This window comes from Lentzea sp. NPDC051838 (assembly GCF_040681245.1).
Lineage (GTDB): Bacteria > Actinomycetota > Actinomycetes > Mycobacteriales > Pseudonocardiaceae > Lentzea.
Genome location: NZ_JBFAYI010000004.1, coordinates 460385 through 472650, shown reverse-complemented (window position 1 = coordinate 472650; position 12266 = coordinate 460385). Strand labels below are relative to the sequence as shown.

Genomic DNA, 12266 nt, shown 5'->3' with positions numbered 1-12266 from the left:
ACGCGATCATGCCTCGACAACTCCATCGGGAGACAAACCGCAATGTCCGACAGTTCGGAGTGTGACCCGTCCGGCCGCGAGACCAGCCAAGCCAAACTGCGCGTACCCGCGTCCGCGACACCCCTGGTGCCGCGCGGCGAACTGCTATCCACAGTGGACGAACACGTGTCGTCCGCGCCGGTCACCGTGGTCACCGGCCCCGCCGGGTGCGGCAAGACCACGCTGCTCGCCGAGTGGGCGCGGCGCCGCGAGGACCGGATCGCGTGGCTCACGCTCGACGAGCACGACAACAGACCAGCGCGTCTTCGCGCCGCGGTCCGTGACGCCCTGGCTTTGAACGACTCCATCCCCTTGTGCGAGCCGGGCTTCTCGTCCGCGGTGATCGCCGCGTTCGACGACGCCCCGTCGTCCATGTGCCTGGTGCTGGACAACGTGCACGAGATCCGCGACCCGGATGCGTTGGCGAGCCTGGATCTCTTGTTGCGGCAACCGCCAGACCGCCTACGACTCGTGCTGCTAGGCCGATTCCCCCCGCAGCTGCACCTCGCCCGCCTCCATTTGGAGGGACGCCTGCGGGAGATTCCGCCGCAGCTGTTCGCGTTCACCCGCTCGGAAACCGAAGCGCTGCTGGCCGCGCACGATCTTCAGCTCTCGGAGGAGGACGTCGACTTGTTGTTGCGGCGCACGGAGGGCTGGATCGGCGGGCTGCGGTTCGCGGTCATGAACCTGAGCACGAGCGGCGCGCGGCCGGACGAGCTCCTGATGTTCGAGGGCTTGGACCAGGTGGTGAGCCGCTATCTGGGCGACGAGGTGCTCGGCCGTCATCCGCAACGCGTCCGCGACCTGCTCGTGGCGACCAGCGTGTGCGACGCCGTGAGCGCCGACCTCGCCGGCGAGCTCGCCCGCCACCCCAGCCCCGGTCTGGTGCTGGACGCCTTGGAGCGCACCAACTCGTTCGTCAGCAGGCTCGACACCGCGCCGGAGTGGTATCGCTGCCACCCGGTGCTGCGCGCGCACCTCACCGCCGAGCTGCGCAGGTCGCGTCCCGCCGACGAAACCTCGCTGCACCAGACGGCGGCGCACTGGTACCACCGGCACGACCAGCCCGCGGTGGCGCTGGAACACGCGTTGCGGGCGGGCGACGACCAGCTGACCGCCGAAGTGGTCGAGCACGCCGTGCTGCCGGAGGTGCTGCGGTCGGGCAGTGCGCGGCTGCGGGCGGTGTTCGACGCGGTGCCGGGCCATGTTCTGGCCCGGCCTCAAGTCGGGGTGGTGGCCGCGTTGGTGGCGATGGACGCGGGTGACCTCGCGGCGGCGGACCGGGTGCTCGCGGGGCTCGGGGGTGAGCTGCTCGTGCTGCGGCAGGATCGGGTGCGCGTGCTGCACGCGGCGGCGTTGCTGCGTCGCGGCAGGTTCGACGCACATCTTTCGGAGGCGTTGCGGGTGATGGCGCGCACCGCCTCCGGACACGGCGGCGCGGACGCCGAGGTGGCGGCACTGCTCAACCGCGGGGTGGCGGCGTTGTTGAGCGGTGACCGGGTGAGCGCGGAGGACGACCTGGTGCGGGCGTCCGTGATCGCCCGCGCGGAGCGGTTCGACCACGCGGTGCTCGACTGCCAGGTCCATCTGGCGGCGCTGGCGAGTGCGTCGGGTGACCTCCAGTCGGCGGCACGGCAGGCGGGTGAGGCCGTGTCGTTCGCGGAGGAGAGGGGGTGGGAGTCGCATTTCGTGTGCGCGCTCGCCTACGCGTTGCTCGGCGTGGAGGCCTATCTGCGCCTGGACGACGACCGAGCTGTCGAGCTCGCGGGTGCGGCGGTGCGTGCTCTGGGCGACCGGCCCGATCCCGCCACGGGCCTAGCCGTGTCCACTTTGGACGCTGCCGTGTCGTTCCCGACGGCGGGCGACCCCCGTGCCGTGGTCGGACGCATCCGCGCGCAGTGGCAGGACGTCGCGGAACGCCAGGTGATCCCGCCGGTCATCGCTCACATCGCGCCCGCCGTGCAGCGCATCGCGTTGCGCTCGGGCGACGAGCAGTGGGCCACCGCGATGCCCGACCAGGTCGAGGCGATGTTCGGCCCGTGCGGCGAGATGGCCGTGCTGCGCGCCGTCGTGCACACCCACCACTCCCGAGTGAGCCAGGCCCGCAAGATCGTCGAACCACTGCTGTCCGGCGACCTTCCCGCCGTGGCCGCACCGACAGTCGTGGACGGCTGGCTGCTGGAGGCGGCACTGGTCGACCGCACCGGCGACCAACGCCGAGCCCACGAGGCAGTCAGCCGCGCACTGGCCGCCGCGGAACCCGTTGGGGCACTACGACCTTTCCTCAACGCGGGCAAGCCGATCCGCGACCTGCTGGCCCGCGGCGCCGGCCGGTTCGGCAAGCTCGAGACCTTCGCCACGACAACGATGACCGCTCTACCCGCGGCCTCGACCGCCCAGGCGGACGTGCTGACGAGCCGCGAACGCGACCTGCTCCTCGAACTCCCGTCCATGCGCACCACCGAGGAGATAGCCGACTCGCTGTTCGTCTCCGTCAACACGGTGAAGACGCATCTGCGCGGCATCTACCGCAAACTCGGCGTGAACCAACGCCGTGACGCCGTGCTGGCGGCTCGGCGACTAGGCCTGATCTAGGTTTGGCCCCTTGGGCTCCAGGTCCCCAGGGCGCCACACTTGATCCACGCGGGCCCGCCGACACCCCTCGCCCGGCCCGATTCACTCGCGAGAAACCTTTCCGTGTGAACGGCACCCCCGGTCATGCGCTGTCTTCGTGCTGCGCACGACCGGGTGGGGTGCCGCCACCAGTCCACAGAGGACGGTCACGCCACAGGCCAGGTAGGCGGCTGCTTCCAACGAGGCCACCTGCGCGATCGCGGGACCGGCGATCGCTCCGAGACAGGTCGCGACGGCCTCGCCCGTGAACTGCACAGCGCTGACCCTGCCCAGCACGTCGTTCGGTGTCCTGCGCTGCACCGCGGTTTGTGCGGTGACCAGTGCCGCCGAGCCGAAGACTCCGATCAGCACCGCGGCGGGCAACGCGCCCGTCAGCGACCGGGAAACGAAGAGCAGCACGAACGCCACTCCGGTCGCCACCAGCGCGCCGCCGAGCAGGTTCTCGGACCGCATCCGGTCCAGCCGCCGGGCAAGTGGAGCACCGATCAGGAATCCGACGCCCAGCGCCGACATCACCAGGCCGATCTGCAGGCTCCCTCCCAGCACTCGCACGCCGAACGGCACCAGCAGCGCGGACAGCGACGCGTTGGCGGCCAGGAACACCGTCATCACCACGAGCAGCCGCGCGGTATCTCGTTCGGTGTGGAGGAATGCGGCTCCTTCACGAAGCTGGGCGAAGAAGCGGCCGGGACGTCCCTCGCTCTTGGTCGCGGCGCTCGCGGTCATCGTGATCGCGAGTGTGGACAGCAGGTAGGTCGCGATGTCGATCCACACCAGGGCGCTGAACCCCGCGACCGCGAACAGCGCGCCACCCAGTGGGGCACCTACCAGGCGAACGGTGCCGTCCGTGATGGCGTTGAGCGAGTTGGCGCTGATGAGCTTCGGCCCGGTACCGACCACCGCCGGAGTGTGCGCCTGCGCGGCGGGGCGGAAGAGCACCGTGCCCACGCTCTCCGCCACCAGCGCCAGGTAGACCAGCCAGACGTCACCGGGATCCCGCGCGAGCAGCAACAGGGCGACAGCGACCGCGCGCAGCACGTCCGTCGCGATCATCAGCTTGCGCCGGTCCCAGCGGTCGGCGAGCACGCCCGCGACCGGCCCGAGCAGAACGGGCGGCAGGAACTCCGCGGCCAGCGTCAGTCCTGTCGCCGCGAGCGAACCGGTCAGCTGCAGGACGTGGGCCGGGATGGCCACCACGAGCAGCCACGACCCGAACAGGCTGACCAGCCGCGCGAACCAGAGCAGCCGGAAGTCGCGAATCCTCAGCGCCTCGAACACGGAGCTATTCTGGCAGAATAGCTCTTCGCGTTAGGTGTTCTGTCAAGATAGGCGGCTACTGATGGGCAACCAGGAGCTCGGGCAGCAGTTGCGTGCGCTGCGCACGGCAGGCGACCGCACGCTGCTCTCCGTGGCGACGGAAGCCGGTCTGTCGGTGCCGTACGTCGCCAACCTGGAGAACGGTCGCGGCAACCCGACCGTGGACGTGCTCAGCAGGCTGGCGGACGCTCTGGGTGCAACGTTCGTGGTGCGTGTGGAACCTGCTCACGGCGCAAGTCCTCCGGCACCCGCGCTGCCGCCGTCACTGGTGCGGCTCAGTCGCGGCGCCCGCTTCCGCAGGGACGTGCGGACGATCGCGGACGCGACCGGTGAGCAGCCGGCGGAACTCTCGGGACGGCTGCTCACCGCGCTTGCCGCACTCGCCGGCCGCGATCTGGCCGAGGCGGACTGGTTCCGGCTGCTGGACGCGGTTCTGCTCGTGCACCTGCATCCGCACGCCGGAAAGGCTTAGATCTTGGCGACCTCCGACGAGGCCAGCAGGAACGCGCCCACGCCGAAGTTCGCGGTGTCGTTGCGACTGAGGGGCTGGTGGTCGGACGGCTGCGAGCCCATGCCCTGGACGTACCCGAGCCTTCCGCTGCTCTGCAGGGCAGTGCGCAGCATTCCGTCCCAGGCCTTCATCGCCACGGGTCGGTACGTCGTCGGGCTGAGGTGGCCGGCCCTGATGCCCCACGCCAGGCCGTAGGTGAAGAACGCTGTGCCGCTCGTCTCCGGCCCTGGATAGTTGTTGGGGTCGCCGAGGTTGACGTTCCAGAACCCGTCACTGCGCTGCACTTTGCTGATCGCCGCGGCCATGGCTTTGAAGTCGGCCAGGTAGCCCGCGCGGTACGGCGAGTTCTGGGGCAGGACCTCGATCGTCTTGGCCAGTGCCGCGATGGCCCAGCCGTTGCCCCGGCTCCAATAGATGTTCTTGTTGACGAACTTGCTGTCCCGCCACCAAAGCCCGTTGTTCCACAACCGCTGCCGCGTGTACCTGTACAGCCGGTCTCCGTAGTCGCTCTTGCCGAGCCGCGCGAAGATCGGCAACGCCATGTGCAGCGCGTCGACCCACCACCAGTAGTCCGTTCGGCCGGTGGCGATGGTCGCGTCGATCTCCCTGACGATGGCCGCCCGGCGCCGCGGCTCCGGGTTGTCCTCGTACAGGTCGAGATACGCCTGCCCCGCGGCCTGGTGGTCGGCGAAGTGCGGGTTGCTGCTCGAGCTCTTGAGGCTGAAGTTGTGCCGGTTGGCCCAGCTCAGCGTGTAGTCGCGGTACTTGGTGTCCTGCGTCGCCTTGTAGAGGGCCATGACGCCGCTGTGCAGAGTCGCGTCCTGCCAGTCGTTGCCGCCCAGAGCCTGCGTGCGAATCCAGTAGTCCGCCGCCGCGCGTCCGGCGTCTAGGGGGCCGGCCAGTGCCAGGGCCGTGCCTGTTCCTGTTCCGAGGAGCGGAAGGGCTGTGGCACCGAGAAGGAACGAACGCCGCCTCACCATCAGGTTCTCCAACCTGTGACATGGGCGGCGTCTGCTCCATTAGAACCGGCGTTCCCCCTGCGAGACCAGAGTTTCCGGAGATCCCGGTACATCCGTTCGGTGGTGAGCGACCACACAGATCACCAGGGAAACACTTGAGCACCCAACCCCGTTATACGTAGCGGTTGGTGCGGTTCAGGTCCCCCGGGCCTCACCCAAATCGCCTTCGCGGAAGACCGTTCGGCTGGTACCGCGTCGTGCCCCTCGCCGAGAGGCGACCGCCGCACCAACCATCACAGCCCGCCTTCAAGCCGTCACGGCCTCCCCCGCTGACGGCTTGGGGGCCTCCCGCACCACAACGCTCAACCGCGCCAGCCCCTTGGCGCGCTCCTGGCTTGCTCTCGGTCCGTCGCGTCCTCCCCCAGCGACGGCCTGAGAGCTTCCGCGCTTGTCCCCAGACCGCCACGTTCTCCCCCGATGGCGGCCTGGGGGCATCCCAACTCCATGCCCGCAGCGGGTGAGGCACCACACAGATCCTCTTGGCAACAAACGGGATCCCGGTGCCTGTCCGCACAACGCTTCGCTCTCGGTCCGCCGTGTCCCCCGGCGGTGGACCAGGAGCCTGCCGCGGTTGCCCCGGTCCGTCGCGTTCCCCCGGCGGCGGACCGCGGGCTTCTCGCACTTGCCCCAGGTCTCTCGCGCTCCCCCGACGCGAACCACAGGCCCCCGCACTAGCCCCAGGTCCCTCGCGCTCTCCCCGCAACGCGGACCACAGGCCTGCCGCGCTTGCCCCAGGCCCCTCGCGCTATCCCCCGACGTCGACCACAGACCTCCCGCACTTACCCCAGGCCCCTCACGCCCCCCGACGCGGACCACAGGCCTCCCGCACTTACCCCAGGCCCCTCACGCTCCCCCGACGCGGACCACAGGCCTCCCGCACTTGCCCCCGGACCGTCGCGCTCTCCCCCGACGACGACTCGGGGGCATCCCACGCCACCACCCCGCAACGGTGAGCGAGCCCACAGAGTCCTTGGAAACAAACAGGATCCGGCCGCCGTTGAACAGGACGGTTGGTGCGGTTCAGGTCCCCCGGGCCTCAACTACATCGCCTTCGCGGAAGACCGTTCGGCTGGTACCGCGTCGTGCCCACCGCCGAGAGGCGACCGCCGCACCGACCACCACAGCCCGCTCTCCACCCGTCCCCCAGCGGCTGGAGAGCCTCGCCCTCAGGTCGTCACCTATCCCCCCGACGGCGGCCTGAGGGCTTTCCTCTTTCTCAGGCGATGCCCGCTTCGATCAGCACCTTCCAGATCTCGGACTGGTCGACTACCTCGACGCCCAGCTTCTCGGCCTTCGCGGTTTTGGCCGCGCCCACGTTCGCGCCTGTGATGAGCAGGTCCGTGGTCGCGGAGACCGAGGAGGCTGCGGTGGCGCCGGCTCGTTCGCACATCTTCTGGAACGTTGGGCGGGCTACCTTCTCGCCTGAGCGCGGGTCGTTCAGGGAGCCTGTGATGACGACCGACTTGCCCGCCAGCGGGGCGCCCGCCACCACCTTGGGCGGCAGGTCTTCCTCGCGGACGTCCAGGGAGACACCGCGGGAGCGCAGGCGCTCGATCTCCGGGCGCAGGCGGGCCAGGTGGGCGGTCAGGGATTCGGCCACCTTGGCGCCGATGTCCTCCACGGCCACCAGTTTTTCGACGCCCGCGTCGGCAACCTCTTCCAGGGAACCGAATCCTGCTCGGCACAACCTTGCCGCGGTGCCTTCGGAGGCCATCGGGATCGAGAGGCCGATCAGGGCTCGGCGCAGGCCCACTGAGCGGCTGCGGTCGATGGACTCGATCATGCGGGTCGCGGAGATCTCGCCCACGCGGTCGAACTCCAGCAGGCGTTCCTTCGTCAACGTGTAGAAGTCGGACGGGTTCACCAGGTCGCCGGTTTCGGCCAGGCGTTCGATCCACACCTGGCCGATGGCGTCGATGTCCGCGCCGGCGCGGGAGGACCAGTGGATCAGGCGGCGGACGGTCTGGGCCGGGCAGACGTCGTTGGTGCAGAAGAGTTCGCGGCTGTTGCCCTGTTCCGAGAGAGGTTCCTCGCACGACGGGCACGTGGACGGCGGGATGATCTCGCGTTCCTCGCCGGTGCGCTTCGAGGCGTCCAGAACGCCTGCCACGAAAGGGATCACGTCGCCCGCTCGGCGGACCAGGACCGTGTCGCCGATCTTGATGCCGCGGGAGCGGATGACTTCCTGGTTGGCCAGGGTCGCGCGCGTCACCGTGGTGCCGCCTACGAAGACCGGTTCGAGCCAGGCGACCGGGGCGATCTTGCCGGTTTTGCCCACGTCCCAGACGACGTCGAGCAGCACCGTCGTCTTCTCCTCCGCCGCGAACTTGTAGGCGATCGCGCCGCGCGGGGACGACGACCTGGTGCCGGCCGCGGCGAAGGCGTCGCGGTTCGCCAGGCGCAGGACGGCGCCGTCGAGGTCGTAGTCCAGCGTGTTGCGGGCGGTCTCGATGCCCTCGATGACTTCCTGGGCCTCAGCAGGACTCGAACAATGCCGCATCTCCGCGACGCTGAAGCCGAGCTTGCGCAGACCCGCGTCGAGGTCGGAGTCCGCGCTTTCCGGCTCCGTCGTCAGGTCGAACGCGAAGAACTGCATGCGCCGGCCCTCGACTGCCTTCGGGTCCTTGGCGCGCAACGTGCCCGCCGCCGCGTTGCGCGGGTTGATCAACGGCTTGTCCGGGTGGGCCGCGTTGTAGGTGTCGAACGTCGAGCGCAACATCACGCACTCGCCGCGCACCTCGACCCGGCCCGGCGCGTCGACCTGGGACGGCACGCCGTCACAAAGCGCGCGCGTCAGGAACGTCACGTCGTCGCCCGTCGTGCCGTCGCCGCGGGTCACGGCGCGCGCCAGCCGGCCGTTCTCGTAGACGAGAGCCAGCGACAAGCCGTCGAGCTTCGGCATGACCACCACGGGCTGGCCGGGGAACCGGGCGAAGAACGCCTCGACCTGCTCCGGCTTGTTCGCCTTCTCCAGCGACAGCATCGGCCGCGAGTGCCGCACCGGCGCGTGCAGGACCGACGGCGCGCCCACGTGGTCCAGCGGGTTGTCCGCCGGTGCCAGCGACGGGTGCTCCGCGATCAACGCGCGCAGCTCGTCCTCCACCGCGTCGTACTCCGCGTCGGCCACCAACGGCTCGCCCTGGTAGTACGCGTCGCGCAGCTCCACGATCCGCGCGGACAGCTCCTGAATCCGGTCCCCAGCACTCATGAGGGGGACGGTACCGGGCAGCACCGACAATTCCGTGCAGTCGCGCTCAAGCCCTGTTCAGGCGCTCGTAGAGCCACCCGAACCGGTCAATCCGCCACAGCTGCGCGACCACGACGAGTACCGCTCCGGACACCGTCGGCCACACCTCGAGAGCGATCATGCCCCACAAGATCAACGCGAAGCCCACCGAGCCCAGCGACACCAGCAGCCGCAGCACCGAACGATGGTCCGGCGGCACCAGCGACCGGTTCTCCAGCCACAGCCGCTCGCCGTAGATCCCGCGCTCGGTCCAGCTCCGCGGTTCGGAGACCGGCGCGAACGCCCGCGGGTTCACCACCAGCCAAACACACACCAGCACCACCGGAACCAGGCACCACCAGCCGATCCACACCCGGCTCCAGATCGCGAGCAGCATCGCCGGAATCGCCGCGAACCGCGTCCACACGCTCCACGGGTTCGCGTGCCGCCGCCACGCCTCGTCGTCCATCCGGAAGAACCGCGCCACACCCTCAACGTCCATTGAGGACCTCCGAGTAGGCCTGCAAAAATCGCTCATCAACGAACAGCCCGTGCGTCAGCATCTCCAGCCCGGCCACCGCACTCCGCACCGCGATCGGCGTAGAAGCCGGATCCCCGCCCAGCAACCGGCCGACCTGCTGTCCCAGCACCAAAGGCGCCAACAGCCAAGACACATAGGTGATGGCCCGAGCGCGCGCGTCAGAGCAGGGCCGCACCCATCCCTCGGCCTCTCCCCCGGCCAACCAGGCCTCGGTGCGCGCGACGATCGAGTCGAACAACGCGGAAGCACTGGCCGTGCCGTCCAAGAGCGAGCGAGCCAGATAACGACGAACCGGCGTGGCAGCCGACAGGACCTCCCCGAGATCACCCTCGGAAGACAGCCCGTCGAGCACGAACGCGTCGCACGCCTCCCGCAGCCCGTCCTTCGACCCGAAGTGGTGCAGGACCAACGCCGCCGAAACCCCCGCATCAGCCGCCACGGCCCGCACGGACGTCCCCGCCACCCCGTCAGCGCCGAAACGCACGAGAGCAGCGTCCCGGATACGGGCACGCGCAGTCAGATCTGAACGCATGTTCAGAGTATTGAACAAATGTTCAGCGAAAGCTAGTCCCGAGGACCTCGCAACGTCAGGACCACGCGCAACACGTACTCGACCGCCGCCGGGAACACCGCTCCCCGCAGCTCGTCGCGGTGCGCGAGGGTCTGCCCGGCGAACTCGAGCATGCGCTCCGGCCCCACCCGGCGGACCACCAGCGCGGCGACCTCCTCCAGGTCGAGTCCGGGGTTGTCGAGACGGGTCAGGGCGAACTCGACGATCAGCTCCTCCTCGGTCACCGGCACCTCCTCCAGGACGACTCGTCGGATTTTCTCACCGATACAGATCGAAAACATGCGCTGGACCGACGATCGGCGCCACCGCACGCTGGTGTTCATGAAGTTCTCGCACCCGGACGCCCACGCCTGGAGGTGCCCGCCCGCGCCCACCGACGTGCGGGACTTCCACGCGAGCCTGCCTGACTACGCGCCCACACCGCTGACCGAAGTGCCCGGGCTCGCGAAGGAGCTCGGAGTCGGCCGGTTGTTCGTCAAGGACGAATCCTCCCGGCTCGGCCTGCCCGCTTTCAAGGCTCTCGGCGCGTCCTGGGCCGTTCACCGGGTCCTGAAAGACCACATCGGACAGGTCACCCTCACCGCGGCCACCGACGGCAACCACGGCAGAGCGGTCGCCAGAGCAGCGCGAACGGCCGGCCAGAAGGCCCACATCTTCGTGCCGCACAACGTTCCCGACCAAGCCGTCGACGCGATCAGGGCCGAGCAAGCCGAGGTCACCGTCGTCAACGGCACCTACGACGACGCAGTGGAGATGGCCCGAAAGGCCGACGGAATCCTCGTCCAGGACATGGGTCTTCCCGGCTACGAGGAGATCCCGGCCTGGATCGTCGACGGCTACGGCACGCTGTGCGCGGAGATCGACGAGCAGCTCGGCGACCACCCCGATCTCGTCGTCATCCCGGTCGGCGTGGGTTCGTTCGCCCAGGCCGTGATCACCCACTACCGCGGTCACGACACGAAAACCAGGCTCGTGGCGGTCGAACCCGACACGGCGGCCTGCGTCCTCGAAAGCCTCCGAGCGGGCGAACGAAAGACCATCCCCACCGGCGACACGATCATGACCGGACTCAACTGCGGCACCCCGTCCACCACCGCCTGGCCCTTTCTCCGCAACGGCCTGAGCGCAGCCGTAGCCATCTCCGACGCCGAATGCGCCAAAGCGGTCGAGGACCTGCGCGCCAACAACGTCCACTCAGGACCGTGCGGTGCCGCACCGCTCGCCGGACTCCGCGTCCTCCGCGACGACCTCGGCCCGCTCGGCACGGTCGTCCTCATCAGCACCGAAGGACCTCGATGACCCCTCGTGACCTCCTCGCCGACCTCATCGCCATCGACTCGGTCAACCCGGACCTCGTCCCCGGCGGCAACGGTGAGACGCAGATCGCCGACTTCTGCACCGAATGGTTCAAGCGCAACGACTTCGAGGTCCACCGCCTGGAGCAACGCGAAGGCAGACCTTCGATCGTCGCCGTCAAGAAGGGCACCGGCGGCGGCAGGTCGCTGATGCTCAACGGCCACCTCGACACCGTCGGCCTCGCGAGCTACGACGGCGACCCGCTCAAGCCGGAAGTCAACGACGGCAAGATGTACGGCCGCGGCACGTTCGACATGAAGGGCGGCATCGCGGCGATGATGGTCGCCGCCGCCAGAGCCACCGAACGCCCGCTCAAAGGCGATGTCATCGTCGCGTGCGTGGCCGACGAAGAACATGGCAGCACAGGCACCGAAGAGGTCCTGACCAGGTTCACCGCCGACGCCGCCATCGTCACCGAACCCAGCCACCTCGAAGTCACCTTGGCGCACAAAGGTTTCGTGTGGTTCGAACTCGACGTCGAAGGCAAGGCCGCCCACGGTTCACGACCGGAGCTCGGCGTCGACGCCATCGCGAAGGCCGGCCACTTCCTGGTGGCACTGGACCAACTGAGCCCGAAGACCGAACATCCGATGCTCGGCAGGGGCACCATCCACGCGTCGCTGATCAGCGGCGGCGAGGAAGCCTCCACCTACCCGTCGAGCTGCAGGATCACGATCGAACGCCGCACAGTGCCCGGCGAAACCCCTGACCTGGTCGAAGCTGAACTGACCGAGATCCTCGACCTCCTCACCGACACCGTCCCGGACTTCACGGCGACGCTCACCAGAACCCTTGCCAGGGAACCATTCGAGGCCGATCAGAACGCCGACATCGTCCGCACGCTCATCGCCAACTTGGGTGTACCGCCGATCATCCGCGCGGAACCGTTCTGGACCGACTGCGCCCTGCTCGACCAGGCCGGCATCCCCTGTCTGCTGTTCGGCGTCGACGGCGCCGGAGCCCACGCCGCCACCGAGTACGTCGACCTGGCCTCGCTCGACCGCCTCACCGAGATCCTCACGAACACGATCACCGAGTTCTGCCGCTAGATT

The 12266-nt window shown here is 69.1% G+C and carries 10 protein-coding genes; 4 read left to right on the top strand and 6 right to left on the bottom strand.

The window, feature by feature from the left end; all coding sequences use genetic code 11:
- Window positions 1-42 precede the first annotated feature (42 nt).
- Window positions 43-2634, top strand: a complete 2592-nt coding sequence (locus tag AB0M24_RS13355) for a LuxR C-terminal-related transcriptional regulator (RefSeq protein ID WP_363765534.1) — start codon at window positions 43-45, stop codon at window positions 2632-2634.
- An 81-nt stretch (window positions 2635-2715) separates the two neighbouring features.
- Here AB0M24_RS13355 and AB0M24_RS13350 read toward each other — a convergent pair whose 3' ends face one another.
- On the bottom strand, window positions 2716-3951 hold the full coding sequence (locus tag AB0M24_RS13350; RefSeq protein WP_363765532.1) for an MFS transporter: 1236 nt from the start codon (window positions 3949-3951) through the stop codon (window positions 2716-2718).
- A gap of 61 nt (window positions 3952-4012) precedes the next feature.
- Between AB0M24_RS13350 and AB0M24_RS13345 the strand changes: the two genes are divergently transcribed.
- The gene (locus AB0M24_RS13345; protein ID WP_363765529.1) at window positions 4013-4462 is read left to right on the top strand and encodes a helix-turn-helix transcriptional regulator; all 450 of its coding nucleotides are present in this window, start codon (window positions 4013-4015) and stop codon (window positions 4460-4462) included.
- Here AB0M24_RS13345 and AB0M24_RS13340 read toward each other — a convergent pair.
- From AB0M24_RS13340 to AB0M24_RS13320, 5 genes are all read right to left on the bottom strand, one after another.
- Window positions 4459-5481, bottom strand: coding sequence for a glycoside hydrolase family 88 protein (locus AB0M24_RS13340; protein ID WP_363765526.1), 1023 nt, complete (start codon window positions 5479-5481; stop codon window positions 4459-4461). The genes AB0M24_RS13345 and AB0M24_RS13340 overlap by 4 nt on opposite strands.
- Window positions 5482-6736: 1255 nt before the next feature.
- Window positions 6737-8728 carry an NAD-dependent DNA ligase LigA gene (ligA, locus tag AB0M24_RS13335; RefSeq protein ID WP_363765523.1) on the bottom strand — a complete coding sequence of 664 codons (1992 nt, stop codon included), beginning with the start codon at window positions 8726-8728 and terminating at the stop codon, window positions 6737-6739.
- 46 nt (window positions 8729-8774) lie between these two features.
- The gene (locus tag AB0M24_RS13330) at window positions 8775-9248 is read right to left on the bottom strand and encodes a DUF6653 family protein (protein ID WP_363765520.1); all 474 of its coding nucleotides are present in this window, start codon (window positions 9246-9248) and stop codon (window positions 8775-8777) included.
- Window positions 9238-9819, bottom strand: a complete 582-nt coding sequence (locus AB0M24_RS13325) for a TetR family transcriptional regulator (protein WP_363765517.1) — start codon at window positions 9817-9819, stop codon at window positions 9238-9240. Before AB0M24_RS13325 ends, AB0M24_RS13330 begins: the two co-directional genes overlap by 11 nt.
- 32 nt (window positions 9820-9851) lie before the next feature.
- Window positions 9852-10082 (bottom strand): hypothetical protein, encoded by a 231-nt coding sequence (locus AB0M24_RS13320; protein ID WP_045316190.1) that lies wholly within the window; start codon window positions 10080-10082, stop codon window positions 9852-9854.
- A 55-nt stretch (window positions 10083-10137) separates the two neighbouring features.
- Between AB0M24_RS13320 and AB0M24_RS13315 the strand changes: the two genes are divergently transcribed.
- Together AB0M24_RS13315 and AB0M24_RS13310 are read left to right on the top strand one after the other, a co-directional pair.
- Window positions 10138-11157 (top strand): pyridoxal-phosphate dependent enzyme, encoded by a 1020-nt coding sequence (locus AB0M24_RS13315; protein ID WP_363765514.1) that lies wholly within the window; start codon window positions 10138-10140, stop codon window positions 11155-11157.
- Window positions 11154-12263 carry an ArgE/DapE family deacylase gene (locus tag AB0M24_RS13310; RefSeq protein ID WP_363765511.1) on the top strand — a complete coding sequence of 370 codons (1110 nt, stop codon included), beginning with the start codon at window positions 11154-11156 and terminating at the stop codon, window positions 12261-12263. The genes AB0M24_RS13315 and AB0M24_RS13310 overlap by 4 nt, the downstream gene beginning before the upstream one ends.
- The last annotated feature ends 3 nt before the right edge of the window (window positions 12264-12266 follow it).

Coding starts and splice junctions, on each gene's coding strand:
- AB0M24_RS13355 (WP_363765534.1), top strand. CDS start 43: ATGTCCGACAGTTCGGAGTGTGACCCGTCCGGCCGCGAGACCAGCCAA.
- AB0M24_RS13345 (WP_363765529.1), top strand. CDS start 4,013: ATGGGCAACCAGGAGCTCGGGCAGCAGTTGCGTGCGCTGCGCACGGCA.
- AB0M24_RS13340 (WP_363765526.1), bottom strand. CDS start 5,481: ATGGTGAGGCGGCGTTCGTTCCTTCTCGGTGCCACAGCCCTTCCGCTC.
- ligA (WP_363765523.1), bottom strand. CDS start 8,728: ATGAGTGCTGGGGACCGGATTCAGGAGCTGTCCGCGCGGATCGTGGAG.
- AB0M24_RS13330 (WP_363765520.1), bottom strand. CDS start 9,248: ATGGACGTTGAGGGTGTGGCGCGGTTCTTCCGGATGGACGACGAGGCG.
- AB0M24_RS13325 (WP_363765517.1), bottom strand. CDS start 9,819: ATGCGTTCAGATCTGACTGCGCGTGCCCGTATCCGGGACGCTGCTCTC.
- AB0M24_RS13315 (WP_363765514.1), top strand. CDS start 10,138: ATGCGCTGGACCGACGATCGGCGCCACCGCACGCTGGTGTTCATGAAG.
- AB0M24_RS13310 (WP_363765511.1), top strand. CDS start 11,154: ATGACCCCTCGTGACCTCCTCGCCGACCTCATCGCCATCGACTCGGTC.